This is a genomic window from Methylobacterium sp. A52T (genome assembly GCF_053346095.1).
This window is the reverse complement of sequence record NZ_JBKFBI010000042.1, coordinates 20,386-39,664: the sequence shown is the minus strand read 5'-3', so window position 1 is coordinate 39,664 and position 19,279 is coordinate 20,386. Positions and strand designations below refer to the sequence as shown.

The 19,279-nt window shown below is 70.4% G+C and carries 25 protein-coding genes and 1 pseudogene; 5 read left to right on the top strand and 21 right to left on the bottom strand.

Going from position 1 to position 19,279, the window contains the following annotated elements:
* From ACLBYE_RS12890 to ACLBYE_RS12875, 4 genes are all read left to right on the top strand, one after another.
* The coding region (locus ACLBYE_RS12890) for a response regulator (protein WP_447694484.1) at positions 1-651 on the top strand (651 nt) is incomplete at its 5' end.
* The gene (cheB, locus tag ACLBYE_RS12885) at positions 648-1,715 is read left to right on the top strand and encodes a chemotaxis-specific protein-glutamate methyltransferase CheB (protein WP_447694483.1); all 1,068 of its coding nucleotides are present in this window, start codon (positions 648-650) and stop codon (positions 1,713-1,715) included. The genes ACLBYE_RS12890 and cheB, both read left to right, overlap by 4 nt.
* Complete coding sequence (locus tag ACLBYE_RS12880; protein WP_447694482.1) at positions 1,712-3,430, top strand: response regulator; 1,719 nt, start codon at positions 1,712-1,714, stop codon at positions 3,428-3,430. The genes cheB and ACLBYE_RS12880 overlap by 4 nt, the downstream gene beginning before the upstream one ends.
* Positions 3,427-5,313, top strand: coding sequence for a response regulator (locus ACLBYE_RS12875; protein WP_447694481.1), 1,887 nt, complete (start codon positions 3,427-3,429; stop codon positions 5,311-5,313). The genes ACLBYE_RS12880 and ACLBYE_RS12875 overlap by 4 nt, the downstream gene beginning before the upstream one ends.
* 410 nt (positions 5,314-5,723) lie before the next feature.
* Here ACLBYE_RS12875 and rplQ read toward each other — a convergent pair whose 3' ends face one another.
* The 5 genes from rplQ to rpsM form a co-directional block, all read right to left on the bottom strand.
* A complete protein-coding gene (rplQ, locus tag ACLBYE_RS12870) occupies positions 5,724-6,134 on the bottom strand; it encodes a 50S ribosomal protein L17 (protein ID WP_020096288.1) in 411 nt (136 codons plus the stop codon).
* Between the two features lie 200 nt (positions 6,135-6,334).
* Positions 6,335-7,354 (bottom strand): DNA-directed RNA polymerase subunit alpha, encoded by a 1,020-nt coding sequence (locus ACLBYE_RS12865; RefSeq protein ID WP_010686165.1) that lies wholly within the window; start codon positions 7,352-7,354, stop codon positions 6,335-6,337.
* A gap of 109 nt (positions 7,355-7,463) precedes the next feature.
* Positions 7,464-8,336 carry an MBL fold metallo-hydrolase gene (locus ACLBYE_RS12860; RefSeq protein ID WP_091683617.1) on the bottom strand — a complete coding sequence of 291 codons (873 nt, stop codon included), beginning with the start codon at positions 8,334-8,336 and terminating at the stop codon, positions 7,464-7,466.
* 25 nt (positions 8,337-8,361) lie between these two features.
* Complete coding sequence (gene rpsK / locus ACLBYE_RS12855) at positions 8,362-8,751, bottom strand: 30S ribosomal protein S11 (RefSeq protein ID WP_010686167.1); 390 nt, start codon at positions 8,749-8,751, stop codon at positions 8,362-8,364.
* Positions 8,752-8,923: 172 nt separating this feature from the next.
* Entirely contained in the window at positions 8,924-9,292 is a 369-nt protein-coding gene (gene rpsM / locus ACLBYE_RS12850) for a 30S ribosomal protein S13 (protein ID WP_010686168.1), read from the bottom strand.
* A 250-nt stretch (positions 9,293-9,542) separates the two neighbouring features.
* Between rpsM and ACLBYE_RS12845 the strand changes: the two genes are divergently transcribed.
* The gene (locus ACLBYE_RS12845) at positions 9,543-9,899 is read left to right on the top strand and encodes a hypothetical protein (RefSeq protein ID WP_447694480.1); all 357 of its coding nucleotides are present in this window, start codon (positions 9,543-9,545) and stop codon (positions 9,897-9,899) included.
* 31 nt (positions 9,900-9,930) lie between these two features.
* On the opposite strand, the gene ACLBYE_RS12840 is transcribed toward ACLBYE_RS12845, so the two are convergent.
* The 16 genes and pseudogenes from ACLBYE_RS12840 to ACLBYE_RS12765 form a co-directional block, all read right to left on the bottom strand.
* Complete coding sequence (locus tag ACLBYE_RS12840) at positions 9,931-10,161, bottom strand: hypothetical protein (protein WP_447694479.1); 231 nt, start codon at positions 10,159-10,161, stop codon at positions 9,931-9,933.
* A gap of 95 nt (positions 10,162-10,256) precedes the next feature.
* Entirely contained in the window at positions 10,257-10,859 is a 603-nt protein-coding gene (locus tag ACLBYE_RS12835) for an adenylate kinase (RefSeq protein WP_020096283.1), read from the bottom strand.
* 170 nt (positions 10,860-11,029) lie between these two features.
* Entirely contained in the window at positions 11,030-12,376 is a 1,347-nt protein-coding gene (gene secY / locus ACLBYE_RS12830; protein ID WP_447683922.1) for a preprotein translocase subunit SecY, read from the bottom strand.
* A 154-nt stretch (positions 12,377-12,530) separates the two neighbouring features.
* Positions 12,531-13,033 (bottom strand): annotated as a pseudogene (rplO, locus tag ACLBYE_RS12825) (50S ribosomal protein L15).
* A gap of 10 nt (positions 13,034-13,043) precedes the next feature.
* Positions 13,044-13,235: a 50S ribosomal protein L30 gene (gene rpmD / locus ACLBYE_RS12820; RefSeq protein ID WP_012319172.1), complete on the bottom strand. Its 192-nt coding sequence runs from the start codon at positions 13,233-13,235 to the stop codon at positions 13,044-13,046.
* Between the two features lie 11 nt (positions 13,236-13,246).
* Entirely contained in the window at positions 13,247-13,834 is a 588-nt protein-coding gene (rpsE, locus tag ACLBYE_RS12815; protein ID WP_010686175.1) for a 30S ribosomal protein S5, read from the bottom strand.
* Positions 13,835-13,938: 104 nt separating this feature from the next.
* Positions 13,939-14,301, bottom strand: a complete 363-nt coding sequence (gene rplR / locus ACLBYE_RS12810; protein ID WP_012319174.1) for a 50S ribosomal protein L18 — start codon at positions 14,299-14,301, stop codon at positions 13,939-13,941.
* A 10-nt stretch (positions 14,302-14,311) separates the two neighbouring features.
* Entirely contained in the window at positions 14,312-14,845 is a 534-nt protein-coding gene (gene rplF / locus ACLBYE_RS12805) for a 50S ribosomal protein L6 (RefSeq protein ID WP_447694478.1), read from the bottom strand.
* A gap of 22 nt (positions 14,846-14,867) precedes the next feature.
* The gene (rpsH, locus tag ACLBYE_RS12800) at positions 14,868-15,263 is read right to left on the bottom strand and encodes a 30S ribosomal protein S8 (RefSeq protein ID WP_012319176.1); all 396 of its coding nucleotides are present in this window, start codon (positions 15,261-15,263) and stop codon (positions 14,868-14,870) included.
* Between the two features lie 10 nt (positions 15,264-15,273).
* A complete protein-coding gene (gene rpsN / locus ACLBYE_RS12795; protein ID WP_010686179.1) occupies positions 15,274-15,579 on the bottom strand; it encodes a 30S ribosomal protein S14 in 306 nt (101 codons plus the stop codon).
* 40 nt (positions 15,580-15,619) lie between these two features.
* Positions 15,620-16,186: a 50S ribosomal protein L5 gene (gene rplE, locus ACLBYE_RS12790; RefSeq protein WP_020096277.1), complete on the bottom strand. Its 567-nt coding sequence runs from the start codon at positions 16,184-16,186 to the stop codon at positions 15,620-15,622.
* A complete protein-coding gene (rplX, locus tag ACLBYE_RS12785) occupies positions 16,179-16,493 on the bottom strand; it encodes a 50S ribosomal protein L24 (RefSeq protein ID WP_012319178.1) in 315 nt (104 codons plus the stop codon). The genes rplE and rplX overlap by 8 nt, the downstream gene beginning before the upstream one ends.
* Positions 16,493-16,861 carry a 50S ribosomal protein L14 gene (gene rplN, locus ACLBYE_RS12780; RefSeq protein WP_010686182.1) on the bottom strand — a complete coding sequence of 123 codons (369 nt, stop codon included), beginning with the start codon at positions 16,859-16,861 and terminating at the stop codon, positions 16,493-16,495. Before rplN ends, rplX begins: the two co-directional genes overlap by 1 nt.
* A gap of 403 nt (positions 16,862-17,264) precedes the next feature.
* Positions 17,265-17,642 carry a hypothetical protein gene (locus tag ACLBYE_RS12775; RefSeq protein ID WP_091683603.1) on the bottom strand — a complete coding sequence of 126 codons (378 nt, stop codon included), beginning with the start codon at positions 17,640-17,642 and terminating at the stop codon, positions 17,265-17,267.
* Positions 17,643-17,835: 193 nt separating this feature from the next.
* Positions 17,836-18,531 carry an amino acid ABC transporter permease gene (locus tag ACLBYE_RS12770; RefSeq protein WP_447694477.1) on the bottom strand — a complete coding sequence of 232 codons (696 nt, stop codon included), beginning with the start codon at positions 18,529-18,531 and terminating at the stop codon, positions 17,836-17,838.
* Complete coding sequence (locus tag ACLBYE_RS12765; RefSeq protein WP_447694476.1) at positions 18,528-19,265, bottom strand: amino acid ABC transporter permease; 738 nt, start codon at positions 19,263-19,265, stop codon at positions 18,528-18,530. The genes ACLBYE_RS12770 and ACLBYE_RS12765 overlap by 4 nt, the downstream gene beginning before the upstream one ends.
* Positions 19,266-19,279 lie beyond the last annotated feature (14 nt).

Here is a 19,279-nt window from a genome sequence, read left to right as displayed (position 1 = left end):
CCGCCGCCCGCGGGCCTCCGGCGGGCCGGGGCGGCCCGTCTGGCCCTGGCGGTCGACCGCCTGCACGACGTCCGTCCGTTCCTGGTCCTGCCCGCGCCGGATTTCGGCGCCGATCCGGGTCTGATCGCCGGCACGGCGGTGCTGCACGGGGACGTGCCGGTGCTGGTCCTCGACCCCGAGGGGCTCGCTTCGCGCGCCCAGGCCGGGACATCGGGCGGCGCGCTCGGAACGATGGCGCCGGCTCCACGTTCGACGACTCACGCCGCGGCGGGCGCGTCCGCGCGCGCGACCATCCTGGTCGTCGACGATTCGATCACCACCCGGACTCTGGAGAAGGGAATCTTGGAAGCCGCCGGCTACCGCGTGGTCGTCTGCGTCGACGGGCAGGACGCCCTCGACCGGCTGCGCGCCGAGATCGAGCCCGTGAACCTGGTGCTCGCCGACGTGGAGATGCCGCGCCTCGACGGGTTCGGCCTCCTGAAGGCCCTGCGGGCCGACGAGCGCTTCGCCCGGCTTCCGGCGATCCTGATGACCTCCCGCGGGGACGCCGCCGACGTCGCCCGGGGCCTGGATCTCGGCGCCGACGCCTACCTGACCAAGCAGAAGTTCGACCAGCGCCAGCTGCTGGATACGATCGGGCAGCTCCTATGACCCCCGTCCGCGTGATGCTCGTGGAGGACAGCCTCGTGGTGCGCGAGCTGCTGCGCCACATCGTCTCCCGCGATCCCCGCCTCGAGCTCGTGGCCGCGGTCGCTTCCGGTGAGGAGGCCCTCGACAGGCTCCGGACCGTGCGGCCGGACGTGATCTCGATGGACATCCGCCTGCCGGGGATCGACGGGCTGGAGACGACCCGCCGAATCATGGCCGAGCACCCGACCCCGATCGTCGTGGTGGCGGATTCGGTCGAGGATAACTCCCTGCGCATCTCGATGAACGCGCTCCGGGCCGGGGCCCTGTCGGTCGTCGAGAAGCCCGTGGCCACGACCCATGCCGGCTACGAGGGCGTGGCCGGCGAGATCTGCACGCAGCTGCGAATCATGGCCCAGGTTCCGGTCATCCGCCGCCGCCCGATCGGCACCGAGTGGGCCGGCCGCTCCGCCGTCGCGCCCCAGGCGCCGCTGGCCGACCTGTCCGGGCAGGCGCCGAGCCTCCTGGGCATCGCCGCCTCGACGGGCGGTCCCCCGGCGCTGGCGCGGGTGATCGGCGCCCTCCCCAAGGACTTCCCGCTGCCGGTCCTGGTCGTCCAGCACATGGGCGCGGCCTTCATGGACGGGTTCGCCAGCTGGCTCGACAGCGTCGTGGCCCTCCCTGTCTCCCTCGCCCAGGACGGCGAGCGCACCGAACCCGGCCGGGTCTACGTCGCCCCGGGCGACCGCCACCTGGAGATCGGCTCCGGCCGGATCCTGCGGGTGATCGATTCCGCGCCGGTCTCCGGCCAGCGCCCGGCCGCCACCGTGCTGTTCCGGTCCATGGCCCGGCAATCCGGACCCTCCGGCATCGGCGTGCTGCTCACCGGCATGGGCGAGGACGGGGCCCTGGGCCTCGCCGACATGCACCGGGCCGGCGCCCAGACCGTGGCCGAGCACGAGAGCACCGCCGTCGTCTACGGCATGCCGGCGGCGGCGGTGCGGCTCGGGGCCGCCCGCGCCGTCCTGCCCCTCGACCGCGTCGCCGACCACGTCCTGCGTCTCGTGGATGCGGGAGCGCGGCCGTGAGCGAGGCCGGCACGGCGGAGGTGCCGGCCCGGATCCTGCTGGTGGAGGATTCGGAGACGCAGGCCCTGGAACTGCGCCTGCTGCTGGAGGCGCACGGCTTCGCGGTGGAGCGCTGCGCCTCCGCCGAGACCGCCCTCGATCATCTCAACCGCAGCCAGCCCGACCTCGTGGTGGCCGATTACCACCTGCCGGGCATGAACGGCGACGAGCTGATCCGGCAGATGCGCCTGTCGCTGCGCACCCGGGCCCTGCCTGTCCTGATGCTGACCGGTGGCAGCGGCGGCGAGCGCCAGGGCCTGGAGAGCGGCGCCGACGCCTACCTGCCGAAATCCGCCGACCGCGACCTGATGATCCTGCGCATCCGCGCCCTGCTGCGCGAGCGCCGGCCGCCGAGCGACGGCGAGGGACCGGGCGCGGCCGCGTTCCGGCGCGGGCGGGTCCTGGTGATCGACGGCAGCGCCACCTACCGGACCTTCCTGGCCGGCGTGATGGGCCAGGACGGCCACCACGTGGCGAGCGTCGACGGGCCGGAGGCGGCCCTGGCCGCCCTGGACGCGGCCGCCGGGGACGAGGCCTTCGACTGCGTGACGGTCGATCTCCTGGGCCACGCCTACGACGGCCTGGCCCTGTGCCGCGCGATCAGCCAGCGGCGCTCCGGCCAGGCGGCCGGGGCGGGCTTCCACCTCGTCGGCATCGCCGGCAGCGATCCGGCCAAGGGCTTCCTCGTCGAGGCCTACGCGGCCGGCGCCGACGACGTGGTCTCGAAGACCGACGCCGAGGTCCTGGCCCTGCGGGTCCGCGGCTTCGTGCGGCGGCGGCTCCTGGAGGAGGACGATCGGCGCATCGCCGGCCAGTTCGGCGAGCGCGAGCGGGCGGTGGAGCGCGCCCGCGCGGAGGCCGACGCGGCCGAGGCCCGGGCGGGCCTCGCCGACGCCCTGGAGCGGGCCAACCGCGACCTCGCCGACGCCAACCGCCAGCTCACCGAGGCGCAGTCCAAGCTCGTCCAGGCCGCCAAGATGGCCTCGCTCGGCGAGCTGGTGGCGGGGATCGCCCACGAGATCAACAACCCGCTCGCCTTCATCCTGGCCCACCAGGGCACGGTCGAGCGCCTGCTCGGCGAGCTGCCGGACGCCGCCCCGGAGGCGGCCGCCCGCGCCATCGACAAGGCCCGCCAGCGGGTCGGCTCGATGCGGATGGGGCTGACCCGGATCCAAGATCTCGTGCTGAACCTGCGGAAGTTCTCGCGCCTCGACGAGGGCGAGCGCGCCCTGGTCAACGTGCCGGAGGCGATCGAGACGGTCCTCGCGCTGATCCAGCACAAGCTCGGCGAGCGCATCGCGGTGGAGCGCAGCTTCGCGGGCCGCGCCGAGATCCACTGCACCCCGGCGCTGCTCAACCAGGTGGTGATGAACATCCTGGGCAACGCCGCCGACGCCATGCCGGAGGGCGGCACGATCCGGATCACGACTCAGTCGAACCCCGAGCTCGACGAGATCCGCATCAGCGATACCGGTCCCGGTATCCCGGATACGCTGCGTGAGAAGATCTTCGAGCCGTTCTTCACGACGAAACCGGTCGGATCCGGCACGGGCCTGGGTCTTGCGATTGCCTACAGCGTCGTTCAAGCGCATAGCGGCTCGCTCACCGTGGAGACGGCCCCGGGTGGGGGAGCCTGCTTCGTGATCGGGATACCGCGGCAGGCGGCCAGTGCATGAGTGACGGTACGGCAGGTGTAGGGACGATCCTGGCCGTCGACGACGAGCCGGACATCCTGATCGCCCTGGAGGACCTGTTCGAGGATTCCTACCGGGTGCTGACGACCTCGCGCCCGGCCGAGGCGCTGGAGATCCTGCGCGCCGAACCCGACATCGCCGTCGTGCTCTCGGACCAGCGGATGCCGGGCCTCACCGGCGACGCGCTCCTCGCCGAGGCCCGCAGCTTCCACGACGCGCAGGCGATCCTGCTGACCGGCTACGCCGACATCACCGCCGTGATCGCTGCCCTCAACCGCGGCGGGATCGTCGGCTACGTCACCAAGCCCTGGGACGCGGGCCTGCTCCGCTCCACCGTCCGGCAGGCCTTCGAGCGCCACCGCCTCGGCCGGGACCTCGCCACCGAGCGGGCTCTCCTGCGCGGCCTCCTCGACCACGCCCAGGACGCGATCAGCTTCAAGGACGCGGAGGGCCGCTTCGTCCGGCTGAACGGCCGCAAGGCCGCCCTCCTCGGCCACGACGTGGCCGCCAGCCTCGGGCGGCGCGAGGACGAACTCCTCGGCCCGAAGGCCGAACCCGTGACGGCGGCGGACGCGGCCGCGATCCGGTCCGGCGCGGTGGCCGAGAGCCTGATCAGCGACGGCCCGACCGGCGCCGAGCAGTGGAGCCACGTGACGCGGGTGCCGATCCGCGACGCGGGCGGGGCGATCAGCCACCTCGCGACGATCGAGCGCGACGTGACCGAGCAGCGGACCCTGGAGGCGCGCCTGCGCCAGTCCGACAAGATGCAGGCGCTGGGCACCCTCGCGGGCGGCATCGCGCACGATTTCAACAACCTGCTGACCGCGATCCTCGGCAGCCTCGAGCTCGCCGGCCCGAAGGTCGCCGACCAGCCGCGGGTCCAGCGCCTGATCGAGAACGCCCGGGGCGCCGCCGAGCGCGGGGCGTCCCTGACCAAGCGCCTCCTGAGCTTCAGCCGCGCCCACGACCTCCAGGCGCGCGCCGTCGACGTGAACACCCTGATCTCCGGGATGAGCGACCTGTTCGGGCGCAGCCTCGGCGGCCTCGTCACGGTCCGGACCGACCTCGCCGACGGCCTGCCGGCGGTCCAGGTCGATCCGGACCAGCTCGAGCTCGCCGTGCTCAACCTCTGCATCAACGCCCGGGACGCCATGCCGGACGGGGGAGCGATCACGGTCGCGACGCGCCGGCTCGCGATCAGCGGCGATCCCGAGATCGCCGACGGCACCTATCTCGGCATCAGCGTCACCGACGAGGGCACCGGCATCCCGGAGGAGATCCTGCGCCGCGTCTGCGAGCCGTTCTTCACCACCAAGGCCGTGGGCCAGGGCACCGGGCTCGGCCTCGCCATGGTGTTCGGCCTCGCGCAGCAATCCAAGGGCCGGCTGGTGATCGACAGCGTGGTCGGTCGGGGCACCCGCGTGGAACTCGCCCTCCCCTTTGCCGATCAGGCGCCCGAGCAGGCGCCCGAGACCGCCGGCGCCGGCCCGGTCGCCGGCCGGCGGGCTCGCGTCCTGATCGTCGACGACGATTCGCAGGTGCGCCACGTGACGGCCTCGTTCCTCACCGGCTTCGGCCACAGCACCACGGAGGCCGGCGACGGCGAGGCCGCGCTCCGGCTCCTCGAGGCGGACCACTACGACATCGTCGTCGCCGACCTCGCCATGCCCGGCATGAGCGGCATCGAGCTGGCCGCCGAGATCCGCGAGCGCGATCCGCGCCTGCCGGTCCTGATCCTCACCGGACATGCCGAGGCGATGCAGATCCCCGACGACCTGCCGGTGCTCACGAAGCCGTTCCGCTCCGCCGACCTCGCGGCCCGGGTCGCCACACTGCTCGACGGCGGAGCCGGACCCGTCGGCTGACGGGGGCTTGCAACCAATCGATTGCCGGCTCATTCTCTCCTCGTGGGGCCCGCAGGCCCCGGGTTACGAAGAGGAGGTGGACCATGAGCAATCACGGCATCTTCCCGCGCCGCAGGCGTGACAACGACCTCGACCAGGACGGTCCACCGGACGAGTCCCGGCAGGGATAGGGGTTTTCGGAGCGCGGCGCGGTCGAGTTCCCGGCCTGTCTGAGACGGGCCGCCAGGGCGAGCTCCCGCGACCATCCGAGACGTGGACCCTGCTTCAGACCCGTCGGCGCGAGCCGGCGGGTTTTTTTCATTCGCGCGTCGTCACGGCGATCGCGGCGAGGAGCCGAAACGCGAGAAGCCGCCCCGGAGGGTCCGGGACGGCTTCTCAAGTAACGGGAGCGTCGGGACGCTCCGTGCCGATCAGGCGGCTTCGGAGACCTGGCTCGGACCGGAATCCTTGCCGCGGGCCTCGACGTCGCGGTCGACGAACTCGATCACCGCGAGCGGGGCGTTGTCGCCCTGGCGGAAGCCCGCCTTCATGATCCGGCAGTAGCCGCCCGGACGGCCCTTGTAGCGCGGGCCGAGGACGGTGAAGAGCTTCTTGACCATGTCGGCGTCGCGGAGCTGCGCCATGGCGAGGCGGCGGGTGTGCACGCTGTCGATGCGGCCCAGCGTGATCAGCTTCTCGACGACCGGACGCAGGTCCTTCGCCTTCGGCAGGGTGGTGATGATCTGCTCGTGCTTGATCAGCGCGGCGGACATGTTCGCGAACATCGCCTTGCGATGCTCGGCGGTGCGGTTGAAACGGCGGCCGCGGTAGGCGTGACGCATGGTGCTGGCTTCCTTCTCGTCTCGGCCGCCGTGCCACGGTACGGCCGGATGCCCCGGGGACGGGGCGGTTGATGTCCGCGTGACCCCGCGGCGGGATTCGTTTGGGACTTCGCGTCGTCGCCGCGGGTCCCGGGTCCGGAGCGGCCGAACCGGAGGCGCGGTGCGGCGCCGCCCGGTTCAGCTCGAGGCGGCTTCGTCTCTCAGTAGTGTTCCTCGAAGCGCTTGGCGAGATCCTCGATGTTCTCCGGCGGCCAGCCGGGGATGTCCATGCCGAGGTGCAGGCCCATGCCGGCGAGCACTTCCTTGATCTCGTTGAGCGACTTGCGGCCGAAGTTCGGGGTCCGCAGCATCTCGCCCTCGGACTTCTGGATGAGGTCGCCGATGTAGACGATGTTGTCGTTCTTCAGGCAGTTCGCCGAGCGGACCGACAGCTCCAGCTCGTCCACCTTCTTGAGCAGCGCCGGGTTGAAGGGCAGCTGCGGCGCGAGCGGAGCGGCCTCTTCCTTGCGCGGATCCTCGAAGTTCACGAAGACCTGCAGCTGGTCCTGGATGATGCGCGCCGCGTACGCGAGCGCGTCCTCCGGCGAGACCGCGCCGTTGGTCTCGACCGTCATGGTCAGCTTGTCCTTGTCGAGATCCTGGCCCTCGCGGGTCGTCTCGACGCGGTAGCTGACCTTGGTGACCGGCGAGAACAGCGAGTCGACCGGGATCAGGCCGATCGGCGCGTCCTCGGGACGGTTACGCTCGGCCGGGACGTAGCCCTTGCCGGTGGCGACCGTGAACTCCATGCGGATCTCGGCGCCGTCGTCGAGCGTGCAGATCACGAGGTCGGGGTTCAGGATCTGGATGTCGCCGACCGTGCCGATGTCCCCGGCTGTGACGAGGCCCGGGCCGGTCTTGCGCAGAGTCATACGCTTCGGCGCGTCGGTCTGCGAGCGGATCGCGATGGTCTTGATGTTGAGGACGATGTCGGTGACGTCCTCGCGCACGCCCGGAATCGACGAGAACTCGTGCAGCACGCCGTCGATCTGCACCGAGGTCACGGCCGCGCCCTGGAGCGACGACAGGAGCACGCGGCGCAGGGCGTTGCCCAGCGTCGTGCCGAAGCCGCGCTCGAGCGGCTCGGCGACGACCGTGGCGACCCGCTTCGGGTCGTCGCCGGTCGTGACCTGCAGCTTGTTCGGCTTGATCAGTTCCTGCCAATTCTTCTGAATGACCACGATCCTACCTCTCGTCCTTGCCCGGGATCCGCGACGCCCGTCCCCGCGCTTCGGCCACTCGGTGCCGCCCCCTGGCGCCCCGAACGGTCCCTGAAATCCGTATCCGCCGCTACTCGCCGCCGACCCACAGCACCGGCACGAAGCTGTAGCCAGCCCCATCCCGGTCCACGTAGCCGAGCGCCGGGAATTCGAGATGGCCGCCGGCGATGAGCGTGCGCTCGCGGGCCACCTCGTCCAGGATCCGCTTGCGCGTCTCCCGCGCCTGGTCGCCGTCGACGTCGAAGCCGACGCCGGCCTCCGGGTTCTTGAACTGGATCGCCGGCAGGTGCACCACGTCGGTCCACATCATCAGCGCCTGTCCACCGGAGACGATGCGGAAACCGCAATGGCCCGGCGTGTGGCCGGGCAGATGGACCGCCGTGATCCCCGGAAGGACCTCGCCGCCGCGGTGCTCGCGCACCTTGCCGGCGTAGGGCGCCAGTGACTTGCGGGCGCCCTCGAAGTAGGGCTTCGCGGCCTCCGGCGCCTTGGCCAGGGCCTCGTCCGGGAGCCAGTGCGCCGCCTCGTCGGCGTGCAGCACGATCTCGGCGTTCGGGTAGCGCGCCGCGCCGTCCTTCACGAGACCGCCGACATGGTCGGGGTGCAGGTGGCTGACGAGCACCGTGCCGATCTCCTCCGGCGCGACGCCGGTGAGCGCGAGCGCCGCGCCGGCGCGACCCAGGGTCGGTGCCGGGGCGAGGTCGCCGTAGCCCGTGTCGATCAGGGTCGGCTTGAGGCCCGGACCCGTGATCAGGAAGGCGTTCAGCGTGATCTTGGGCTGCTCCGTGCGGAAACCCGCCACCTGGAGCCGCCCGGCCTCCTCCTTGGAGATGCCCGTGACGAGATCGAGGCTGGCCTGAAACCAGCCGTCATTGAGCGCGGTGACCGTGAGGTCCCCGAGGTTCCAACGCAGCACGCCCGGAAGCGGCTTCGATCCCGTCATGAGCTTCTCCGTCAAGAGGCTTCGATCAGACGCGGCGGCGCTTGCGCGGCCGGCAGCCGTTGTGCGGGATCGAGGTGACGTCGCGGATCGAGGTCACCGTGAAGCCCGCGGCCTGGAGGGCGCGGAGCGCCGACTCGCGGCCCGAACCCGGACCGGACACCTCGACCTCGAGGGTGCGCATGCCGTGCTCGGCAGCCTTGCGGCCGGCATCCTCGGCGGCGACCTGGGCGGCGTACGGGGTCGACTTGCGCGAGCCCTTGAAGCCCATCGCGCCGGCGGACGACCACGAGATCGTGTTGCCCTGCGCGTCCGTGATGGTGATCATCGTGTTGTTGAACGAGGCGTTCACGTGGGCGACGCCCGACACGATGTTCTTGCGCTCGCGGCGGCGGACGCGTTGCGGTTCCTTGGCCATCTGTTCTCACTCTTCCTTCAGGCACGCCCGTAACACCAGGCGCTCGGGATTCTTTTTGGGACTTGGCCGGAGCACCCGTGCAGGGCGGTCGAGCCGGCGCCAGACCCGTTGCGGGACACCTGGCGCGACGGGAAGGAGGCCGAGCGGAGCACGGCCTCCCAGTTCCAAAAAATTACTTCTTCTTGCCGGCGATCGGCTTCGCCTTGCCCTTGCGGGTGCGGGCGTTGGTGTGGGTGCGCTGGCCGCGGACCGGCAGCTGCTTGCGGTGACGCAGGCCGCGATAGGCGCCGAGATCCATCAGGCGCTTGATGTTCATCGAGACTTCGCGGCGCAGATCGCCCTCGACGAGGTAGTCGCGATCGATCGTCTCGCGGATCGACAGAACCTCGGCGTCGGTCAGCTGGTTGACGCGACGCTCGGCCGGGATGTTCACCTTCTGGGTGATCTCCTCGGCCTTCTTGGCGCCGATGCCGTGGATGTACTGAAGCGCGATGACGACGCGCTTGTTGGTCGGGATGTTGACGCCTGCGATACGGGCCACGATCACTCTCCATGTGGGACCCGGGGATCCGGGCCGATGTCGCGCGCGTCCGGTGGAGGCCGGCCCCTGCGCACGTGAAACGACGACGCGGCCCGCGGGCGGCCCTGGACAGGGCACCTCGGACCATCGTTCGGTTGGACGAAGGAGGGCCTGCTAGCGCGCGGGCGGCCCGTTGTCAACGACGGGTCGGCACGGCCTCGCGCCGTCACGCGCGCGTCGCGGCGCCCTGGGATCTGATCGAGGAGCGAAGATGGCGGTTCTGACGAGCGACGGCGCGACCCTGCGGGCCTTCGCCGATTCGGTGCTGCGCGCCGCCGAGGAGACCCTGGAGGAGGTCATGCCGGTGACGCTGGCGGTGATCGGGGGCGTTCTCGCCGAGGCGGAGGCGGGCTCGGTCGCGCTGCAGGATGCGGATAGCGGTCCGCCCCTGCTCTGGGCGACCTTCGCCGGTCGCCGCATGGTGTTCCGCTACAACACGATGACGGCGATGATCGAGTTGCGCGACGGCACCGCGGACGGCTACCCGCTCCGCCTCTTCGGCCACCGGTCGCTCCAGATGGACATCGTCAATTTCTTCGGCAGCCTCCGCCGGGAGGGGCGGATCTGAACCCTACCCCCGACGGGCGGCCGCCCGCGCCTCAGCGAAAGCCCTGATTCCGCAGCCGGCAAGTGCGGCCCATGTCCTGGTAGCCCGCCGGGCAGCGGCGGGCGCAAGTCCCCGCCAGGTACTTCAGCGGCGGCCGGCAGGCGTTGCGGAACCGCTTCTGGCCGTACACGAAGGACTGGGCCGGACTCTGCGCGAAGGCCGGCATCGGCGGGAGGGCCACCGCGAGCAGAAGGGAGGCGGCAGCGAGGAGGCGGACGGTCATGGCGTTTCCGATCGTGGGCCCGCCCCATAACCCCCAGGGACCCCGCCGGGTTCACGGGCGCGCCGAAACGGCCGGTCAGCGCGCCGCGATCGCCCTCAGGAGGCGACGCGCTCCTCGTGCGGCTCCAGTGTCGCCATCAGGTCGGCCGTGACCTTGTCGATCGGCTGCATGCCGTCGATGGTCTCTAGCATGCCCTTCTGCGCGTAGTAGGCGGAGAGGGGCGCCGTCTGGGCGCGGTACGCCTCGAGCCGCTGCTTGAATACCTCGGGGGTGTCGTCCTTCCGAACGGCCTGGCCGCGGGCCAGGGTCTCGGCGGCGCGCTTCTCGATGCGGCCGACCAGGGCGTTCTCGTCGACCTTCAGCTCGATGACGGCGGAGAGGCTCAAGCCCTTGCTCGCCAGCATCTCGCTGAGCGCTTCGGCCTGCGCGACCGTGCGCGGGAAGCCGTCGAGGATGAAGCCGCGGCGGGCATCCGGCTCCTCGATCCGGTCGGCGACGATGCCGACCACGATCCGGTCGGAGACCAGGCCGCCGGATTCCATCACCGCCTTGGCCTCGAGGCCCACCGGCGTGCCGGCGGCCACCGCTGCGCGCAGCATGTCCCCCGTCGACAGCTGCGGGATGCCGAAGCGCTGTACGATCCGCTCGGATTGCGTCCCCTTCCCCGCACCGGGCGGCCCGAGCAGAATGATGCGCATGGCGTTGTCCTCGTTCGGCCCACTCTCTCAGTGGGCACAAGCCGTGGTGGCGAAGCCTCCCTGGCATCGCCGGGTTCGGGGTTTTCTAGCCGGTCCGGGCCGGTGAGGCATCCAGACCTTTGGACCAGAAGCGGGAGCGTCCTCGGACGCCGCCCGCCTCTGTAGCAGGCTCAGCGCCGCCGTTGCGTGGTCGAGGCGCCACGCAGCTTGGCCTTCTTCACGAGGCCCTCGTACTGATGGGCCATCAGGTGCCCGTGGACCTGCGCCACCGTGTCCATCGTGACTGAGACCACGATGAGCAGGGACGTGCCGCCGAAGCCGAGGCTGGCCGCGGCGTAGGACGACAGGATCTCCGGGCAGAGGCACACGAAGGTCAGGTACAGGGCACCGATCACCGTGATGCGGGTCAGCACCTTGTCGATGAAGGCCGCGGTGCGCTCGCCCGGCCGGATGCCCGGGATGAAGCCGCCATGCTTCTTCAGGTTGTCGGCCGTCTCCTGCGGATTGAAGACGACCGCGGTGTAGAAGAACGTGAAGAAGATGATCAGCGCCGCGTAGAGCACCATGAACAGCGGCGTGCCATGGCCGAGATAGGCCGTGACCGTGCCGAGCCAGCCCGTGGCGCCCCCGTTGGCCGAGAAGCTCGCGGCGGTCGCCGGCAGCAGCAGCAGCGAAGAGGCGAAGATCGGCGGGATCACGCCCGAGGTGTTGAGCTTGAGCGGCAGGAACGAGGTCTGACCCTCGTACATGCGGTTGCCGACCTGGCGCTTCGGGTAGTTGATCAGGAGACGGCGCTGGGCGCGCTCCATGAACACGATGAAGTAGACGAGCGCGACGGCGGCGACGCCGACGCCGAGGATGATCGCCGGGGACAGGGCGCCGGTGCGGCCGAGTTCCAGCGCGCCCGCGATCGCCACCGGCAGGTGGGCCACGATGCCGGCGAAGATGATCAGCGACGAGCCGTTGCCGATGCCGCGCGAGGTGATCTGCTCACCGAGCCACATCAGGAACAGGGTTCCGCCCGTCAGGGTGATCACCGTCGAGGCCAGGAAGAACGGCCCCGGATCGATGGCGGCCGAGGAGCCCTGGAGGCCGATGGCGATGCCCCAGGACTGAACCAGCGCCAGCACCACGGTCAGGTAGCGGGTGTACTGGTTGATGACCTTGCGGCCCGACTCGCCCTCCTTCTTGAGCGCTTCCAGGCTCGGGATCACCGAGGTCAGGAGCTGCACGATGATCGAGGCCGAGATGTAGGGCATGATGTTCAGGGCGAAGATCGCCATGCGCTCAACGGCGCCGCCCGAGAACATGTTGAACAGGCCCAGCACGCCGCCCGCCTGCTGCTGGAAGTTCCGGGCGAACTGCTCCGGATCGATGCCGGGGATCGGGATGTACGTGCCCAGCCGGAACACCACGAGGGCGCCGAGCGTGAACCAGATGCGCTTCTTCAGCTCATCGGCCTTGGCGATCGCACCGAAATTGAGATTGGCGGCAAGCTGCTCGGCGGCTGAGGCCATAAGCGTCGCGTCCTGGAAGTGTCGCCGGGCGACCGGCACCCGGATGAAATGAAAACGGCGGCCCGCGTGGTCGCAGGGCCGCCGCTCGAAGGATCGGCTTAAAGGGTGCGCGGAGCCCGTGCAACGGGTCCCGCGGTCGCCCCCGTCGCGTCCGTCAGGCCGTGGCCGCCTCGCTGCCGCCGCGGGTGGACGCACCCTGGGCGTAGACGGTGCTGACCGAGCCGCCGGCCTTCTCGACCGCCTCGACGGCGGACTTGGAGGCGCGGGTGACCTCGAAGCTGAGCTTCGCGGTCAGCTCGCCGACGCCGAGCAGCTTCACGCCGTCGCGGGGACGGGCGATGATGCCGGCGGCGACCAGGCTCTCCACCGTGACGGTGGCGGCCTTGTCGAGCTTGCCCGCTCGACGGCTTCCTGGATCCGGCCGAGGTTCACCTCGTTCAGATCCTGGGCGTAGAGGTTGTTGAAGCCGCGCTTCGGCAGGCGACGATGCAGCGGCATCTGACCGCCCTCGAAGCCCTTGATGGACACGCCGGTCCGGGCCTTCTGGCCCTTCACGCCGCGGCCCGCGGTCTTGCCCTTGCCGGAGCCGATGCCCCGGCCCACGCGCATCCGGTCCTTGGTGGCGCCGGGATTGTCGCTGATCTGGTTGAGCTTCATCGGGACCTCCTCACGCCACGTCGCCGTGGACGCGCACGAGGTGCGCAACCTTGCGGATCATGCCGCGCACGGAGGGGGTATCCTCCAGCTCGGACACGCGGTGGAGCTTGTTGAGCTTGAGGCCGATCAGCGTCTGCCGCTGGCTGGCCTCGCGGCGGATCGGCGAGCCGATCTGCTCGACGCGGAGAGTCTTCTGTGCCATCGGACCCTCCCTTACGCGACCGCGGCTTCGGACTGGTCGGCCGGATCGGCGTCGCGGCGGCGGGCCTGGAGGCTCGACACCTTGATGCCGCGGCGGGCCGCCACGGAGCGCGGGCTGTCCTCGTTCTTGAGCGCCTCGAAGGTGGCGCGCACGAGGTTGTAGGGGTTCGACGAACCCAGCGACTTGGCGACGACGTCCTGCATGCCGAGCGTCTCGAACACGGCGCGCATCGGGCCGCCGGCGATGATGCCGGTGCCCTGCGGGGCCGCGCGGAGGATCACCTTGCCGGCGCCGTGGCGACCGTTGACGTCGTGGTGCAGGGTCCGGCCCTCGCGGAGCGAGACGCGGATCAGACCGCGCTTGGCGGCCTCGGTGGCCTTGCGGATGGCCTCCGGCACCTCGCGGGCCTTGCCGTGGCCGAAGCCGACGCGGCCCTTCTGGTCGCCGACGACGACGAGGGCCGCGAAGCCGAAGCGACGGCCGCCCTTCACCACCTTGGCGACGCGGTTGATGTGGACGAGCTTGTCCACGAACTCGCTGTCGCGCTCCTCGCGATCCTCGCGGCGGCCGCGGCCCCCGCCTTCACGTTCACGTGCCATGTTGTCTACCTGTCCATCTCACTGACGCGGCCGGCGGGGCCGCTCGCTCGATCGGGTTTCGGATCTGCCGGGCGAAGAGGCTCCGCCCGGCCCGCCGTCGTGACTTAGAACTCCAGGCCACCCTCGCGGGCGGCCTCGGCCACGGCCTTGACGCGGCCGTGATAGATGTAGCCGGAGCGATCGAAGATCACCTTCGTGACGCCCGCGGCCTTGGCGCGCTCGGCGACGAGCTTGCCCACCGCAGTCGCGGCGGCGACGTCGGCGCCGGTCTTGAGTTCGCCCTTGAGGGCCTTGTCGATCGACGAGGCCGAGGCCAGCGTCTTGCCGGCGACGTCGTCGATGACCTGCACGTAGATCTGCTTCGACGAGCGGAACACCGACAGCCGCGGGCGGCCGTTGGCGGCGGCCCGCAGCGCGCGGCGGACGCGCGCCTTGCGGCGATCGAGGGCTTCGAGCTTGCGAGACATGATGCCCTCCTTACTTCTTCTTGCCTTCCTTGCGGAAGATGAACTCGCCCGCGTACTTCACGCCCTTGCCCTTGTAGGGCTCGGGTCCGCGGTAATCGCGGATCTCGGCGGCGACCTGACCGACCTGCTGGCGGTTGATCCCGGAGATCGTGATCTCGGTGGGCTTCGGGGTCGCGATCGTGATCCCGGCGGGGATCGCGTACTCGATGTCGTGGCTGTAGCCGAGCGACAGCTTGAGGGCCTTGCCAGCCATCGCGGCGCGATAGCCGACGCCGGTGATCTCGAGCTTCTTCTCGAAGCCCTTCGACACGCCCTCGGCGATGTTGGCGATCTGCGCCCGCGACGTGCCCCACAGGGAGCGCGCCGGCTTGGACTGGTTGACGGGCTGCACCTCGATGGCGCCGTCCTTCATCGCCACGTTGACGAGGGCGGGAACGACGAACGACAGCTCGCCCTTCGAACCCTTCATCTTCACCGTCTGACCGGTGACCGTGGCGGTAACGCCGGCCGGCACGGGGACCGGCTTCTTGCCTACGCGAGACATGGGATAACCTCCTCCGTCCCGATCAGAACACGGTGCAGAGCACTTCACCGCCGACGTTGCGCTCGCGCGCCTCGTGGTCGGCCATGACGCCCTGCGGGGTGGAGACGATGGTGACGCCGAGGCCGTCGGCCACGTGCGGCAGCTCGCCGACGGACGAGTAGACCCGGCGGCCCGGCTTCGACACGCGCTTGATCTCGCGGATCACGGGGCGCCCGTCGTAGTACTTGAGCTCGATGGCGAACTCGGTGCGGCCGTTGCCGAGGTCGGTCGCCGCGTAGTCGCGGATGTAGCCCTCGGCCTTCAGGACGTCGAGGACGCTGGCGCGCAGGCGCGAGCCGGGCGTCTGGACGACGTTGCGACGGCGCAGCTGGCCGTTGCGGATGCGGGTGAGCATGTCGCCCACGGGATCGTTGACCATGGGGACCTCCTTACCAGCTCGACTTGACCAGGCCGGGGATCAGGCCCCGGTTGCCAAGCTCGCGCAGCGCCACGCGCGAGATGCCCATTTTGCGGTAGTAGGCGCGCGGACGGCCGGTCATGCCGCAACGGTTGCGGATGCGCGTGGCCGACGAGTTGCGCGGCAGTTCCGCGAGCTTGAGGCGCGCCTCGAAGCGCTCCTCCATCTCGAGGGCGTCGTTGTTGGCGATCTCGAGGAGCGCCTTCCGCTTGGCCGCGAAGCGCTTCACCAGCGCCTTGCGGGCCTCATTCTTCTCGACTGAGCTTTTCTTCGACATGTCGTCTATCTCCGGTGTCCGCGTCTGAGACCCGAGGGCCTCACTGCCGGAACGGGAACTTGAAGGCGGCGAGCAGCGCCTTGGCCTCGGCATCGGTCTTGGCGGTGGTCGCCACGACGATGTCCATGCCCCACATCTGCTCGGCCTTGTCGTAGGAGATCTCCGGGAACACGAGGTGCTCCTTGAGACCCAGGGCGTAGTTGCCGCGGCCGTCGAACGAGCGCGGGTTCAGGCCGCGGAAGTCACGCACGCGCGGCAGCGCGATGGTGATCAGCCGGTCCATGAACTCGTACATGCGCTGCTTGCGCAGGGTCACCTTGCAGCCGATCGGCATGCCCTCGCGGACCTTGAAGGTCGCGATGGCCTTGCGGGCCTTGGTGATGACCGGCTTCTGGCCGGCGATCAGGGCGAGGTCGCCCGCCGCCACCGAGGCCTTCTTCGAGTCCGCGGTGGACTCGCCGACGCCCATGTTGATCACGATCTTCGTGATCTGCGGCACTTCCATGGGGTTCTTGTAGCCGAACTCTTCGATCAGCTTCTGGCGAACCACCTCGTCGTAGTGCTTGCGCAGGCGCGGGGTGTAGGCGTTCTTGTCGGCCTCAGCCATCGATCTGATCCCCCGTGGTCTTGGCGAACCGGACCTTGCGCCCGTCTTCGAGGATGCGGAAACCCACGCGGGTCGGCTTGCCGTTGGCATCCGCGACCGCGATGTTCGAGAGCTGGATGGCGGCCTCCTTGGAGATGATGCCGCCTTCCTGGTTCTGGGTCTGCTTCTGGTGCTTCTTGACCAGGTTGATGCCGCGCACGAAGGCCCGGCCTTCCTTCGGCAGAACCTGGATCACCTCGCCCGACCGGCCCGAATCGCGGCCGGTGAGCACGACGACCTTGTCGCCCTTCTTGATCTTGGCGGCCATTACAGCACCTCCGGAGCCAGGGAGATGATCTTCATGTGATTGCGGGCGCGGAGCTCGCGCGGCACCGGTCCGAAGATACGGGTGCCGATCGGCTCCTTCTGATTGTTGATCAGGACCGCGGCGTTCTTGTCGAAGCGGATCACCGAACCGTCGGCGCGCTTCACGTCCTTCGCCGTGCGGACGACGACCGCCTTCATGACGTCGCCCTTCTTGACGCGACCGCGTGGGATCGCCTCCTTGACGGAGACGACGATCACGTCGCCGACGCCGGCATATTTGCGCTTCGACCCGCCGAGAACCTTGATGCACATCACACGGCGTGCACCCGAGTTGTCGGCGACGTCCAGATTCGTCTGCATCTGGATCACGTGCGTGACTCCTTGTTTCAGGCGGGTTTCCGCACACGGACGGTATTGCCCGGCGGACGACGCCTGATGGGGACCTGACGTCCCCGGCTCATGTGTTCGACCGCGCTGGCGGTGTCGTCAGACACCGGCGCGGTCACCGCGTTCACGGGGTGCGAGCACCCATCGGAAATGTCGCGAAGACCGGGCGCATACTACGGGCCGCGGGTGATGGCAAGCGGAGCGGTGGGAAATCGTCGCCGCCGCATAGGGAGGGCTGATCCGGTTTCGGGGCTTGTTCGCGGCGCCGCGCGGCTCGATCGCCTCGGTACCGGCCCGTGCGGCCGCGGAACGCGAGCCCTGAACGTGCGACGACCGGCGCGCCTCTCGGCGCGCCGGTCGGTTGACGTCCAGCGGTCCGGGTCGATCAGATTGGCTGGCCGGCTGTCTCGAACAGGAAGCCGTCGAGGCTCGGAATGGTGACGGAAGCGCCGCTCGCGGGCCTCGACAGGCGCCAGGGCCGCTCCGACCGCGCGCGAATCGCCTCGGACGGGCGGAGCCGCCGCATCAGGCCGTCCTCGCCGACCTCCTCGATCGCCAGGAAGCCGTAGACCTGCAGCCGCGAGGCGGTGAGCTTCAGGCCGCGATCCTCCGCGGCGACGACCATGCTGCCGGTGGCGTAGACCGCGTCCAGGAGGGAGCGCTGCTCGCTGCGGCGACGGTTGCGCGCCTCTCGCTCGCCGGGGGCCTGGGCGGGAATCGGCCGCCGGAACGGAACGACGTTGCTGACCGCGACGCAACCCATACGCAACACCCTCGACGCGAACCTGCGGCGGCGATCTGGCCGCCCGATGTGCGCGACAATTCGATGGATCGCTTTAATTCTCCGTAGACCGTGCCGGCGCGCGCCTGCCCCGATCCGGTACGCCTTGCAGGTGTGCCCCGGTGCATCGGTCGTGTGCCGCGGGCCGGCTCGGGCGCGTCGGCCGGCCGCTCCGTCACGGGGTGCGATGTGCCGCCACCTTGCCGGAATCCGTCAGCCGGGCGGCCAGCCCGTCGAGACCGGCGCAGAGGATGCCGTACACGGCACCGACGAAGAGGAAGATCTCGGCCGGGTAGACCATCGCGCGGTTGTTCACCTGCGCCGCCACGAAGGCGAGTTCGGGCACGCCGATCACGTAGGCGAGCGACGTGTCCTTGATGAGCGTGGTCCACTGGTTGACGAAGGACGGCGCCATGGCCCGCAGCACCTGCGGGAGCACGACGAAGCGCAGGGTGCGCCAGTGGTCGAGGCCGAGCGCGAGGCCGGCCTCCCACTGACCGCGGCCGACGCTCGCAACGCCCGCCGCCACCCCGTGGGACAGGTAGGCGCCTCCGACGAGCGACAGCGCAACCGCGACCGTGCCGATCTCGGGGATCGACACGCCGAACAGGATCGGCAGCAGGAAGTAGGTCCAGAAGATCAGCATCACGACCGGCACGGCGCGGAGGAAGCCGAGCGCGGCGGTGAGTGCTGCCCGGGCCGCGCCCGCGCTCACGGCGAGGGCGATGCCGAGGACGAGCCCGAGCGCGGCCGAGGCCAGACCGGACAGGCCGGAGAGAATCAGCGTCAGGGCCAGCCCGCCGACCGGCCCGTCCGGCCAGGCCCCGACCAGCAGGTAGCCGAGATTGTCGATGATGACCGAGGGATTCATCGGTGCTGCCCCGGTCGACGGACGCGGCGGTCGAGGATCTGCCCGGTCGTCTCCGCCGCGGCGGCCGCGCCGATGTAGAGCAGCGTCGCGATGCCGAACGCCTGGAAGGTCTGGAAGGTCTCGGTCTCCACCTGCCGGGACGCGTAGGACAGCTCCGCGAGGCCGATCGTCATGGTCAGCGACGTGTTCTTGAGCGTGTTGAGGTACTGGCCGACGATCGGCAGACAGGCGACGCGCAGGGCCTGGGGCAGGACGATGTGGCGGAACGCCTGGACGGTCGTGAGGCCGAGGGCCAGGGCCGCCGCCCGCTGAGCGGGCCGGACGGCCCTGATGCCGGCGCGGAGCTCCTCGGCGATGTAGGCGCCCGCGTAGAGCGTGAGCCCGCAGAACCCGGCGAGGCTCTCGTAGGCGGGCCAGCGCAGGATCCCGGATCCCAGGTCCAGGACGTGCGGCTCGTTGAGCCAGGCCGTCACGGCCTCCGGCAGGGCGGCGGCCACCGCGAAGTACCAGACGAAGAGCTGCACCAGCAGCGGCGTGTTGCGGACGATGCCGACGGAGACGGCCACGACGCCGCGCCCCGCGCGGCCGCCCGCCTCGCGCAGCCCGCACGCCGCGAGGCCCAGCACCGTGCCGGCGAGGCAGGTGGCTGCCGACAGAGTCAGGGTCATCCCGAAGCCCTGCAGCAGCCAGGCGAGGTAGCGCGGCGCGAGCGGATCGCCGAACAGCGCGGCCATCGTCGCCGTGCCGC

Bases quoted from the DNA above. Each gene is read 5' to 3' on its own strand.
- cheB (WP_447694483.1), top strand. From the start codon at position 648: ATGACCCCCGTCCGCGTGATGCTCGTGGAGGACAGCCTCGTGGTGCGC.
- ACLBYE_RS12875 (WP_447694481.1), top strand. From the start codon at position 3,427: ATGAGTGACGGTACGGCAGGTGTAGGGACGATCCTGGCCGTCGACGAC.
- rplQ (WP_020096288.1), bottom strand. From the start codon at position 6,134: ATGCGTCACGCCTACCGCGGCCGCCGTTTCAACCGCACCGCCGAGCAT.
- ACLBYE_RS12860 (WP_091683617.1), bottom strand. From the start codon at position 8,336: ATGACGGGATCGAAGCCGCTTCCGGGCGTGCTGCGTTGGAACCTCGGG.
- rpsK (WP_010686167.1), bottom strand. From the start codon at position 8,751: ATGGCCAAGGAACCGCAACGCGTCCGCCGCCGCGAGCGCAAGAACATC.
- ACLBYE_RS12845 (WP_447694480.1), top strand. From the start codon at position 9,543: ATGGCGGTTCTGACGAGCGACGGCGCGACCCTGCGGGCCTTCGCCGAT.
- ACLBYE_RS12840 (WP_447694479.1), bottom strand. From the start codon at position 10,161: ATGACCGTCCGCCTCCTCGCTGCCGCCTCCCTTCTGCTCGCGGTGGCC.
- ACLBYE_RS12835 (WP_020096283.1), bottom strand. From the start codon at position 10,859: ATGCGCATCATTCTGCTCGGGCCGCCCGGTGCGGGGAAGGGGACGCAA.
- secY (WP_447683922.1), bottom strand. From the start codon at position 12,376: ATGGCCTCAGCCGCCGAGCAGCTTGCCGCCAATCTCAATTTCGGTGCG.
- rpmD (WP_012319172.1), bottom strand. From the start codon at position 13,235: ATGGCACAGAAGACTCTCCGCGTCGAGCAGATCGGCTCGCCGATCCGC.
- rpsE (WP_010686175.1), bottom strand. From the start codon at position 13,834: ATGGCACGTGAACGTGAAGGCGGGGGCCGCGGCCGCCGCGAGGATCGC.
- rplR (WP_012319174.1), bottom strand. From the start codon at position 14,301: ATGTCTCGCAAGCTCGAAGCCCTCGATCGCCGCAAGGCGCGCGTCCGC.
- rplF (WP_447694478.1), bottom strand. From the start codon at position 14,845: ATGTCTCGCGTAGGCAAGAAGCCGGTCCCCGTGCCGGCCGGCGTTACC.
- rpsH (WP_012319176.1), bottom strand. From the start codon at position 15,263: ATGGTCAACGATCCCGTGGGCGACATGCTCACCCGCATCCGCAACGGC.
- rpsN (WP_010686179.1), bottom strand. From the start codon at position 15,579: ATGTCGAAGAAAAGCTCAGTCGAGAAGAATGAGGCCCGCAAGGCGCTG.
- rplE (WP_020096277.1), bottom strand. From the start codon at position 16,186: ATGGCTGAGGCCGACAAGAACGCCTACACCCCGCGCCTGCGCAAGCAC.
- rplX (WP_012319178.1), bottom strand. From the start codon at position 16,493: ATGGCCGCCAAGATCAAGAAGGGCGACAAGGTCGTCGTGCTCACCGGC.
- ACLBYE_RS12775 (WP_091683603.1), bottom strand. From the start codon at position 17,642: ATGGGTTGCGTCGCGGTCAGCAACGTCGTTCCGTTCCGGCGGCCGATT.
- ACLBYE_RS12770 (WP_447694477.1), bottom strand. From the start codon at position 18,531: ATGAATCCCTCGGTCATCATCGACAATCTCGGCTACCTGCTGGTCGGG.
- ACLBYE_RS12765 (WP_447694476.1), bottom strand. From the start codon at position 19,265: ATGGCCGCGCTGTTCGGCGATCCGCTCGCGCCGCGCTACCTCGCCTGG.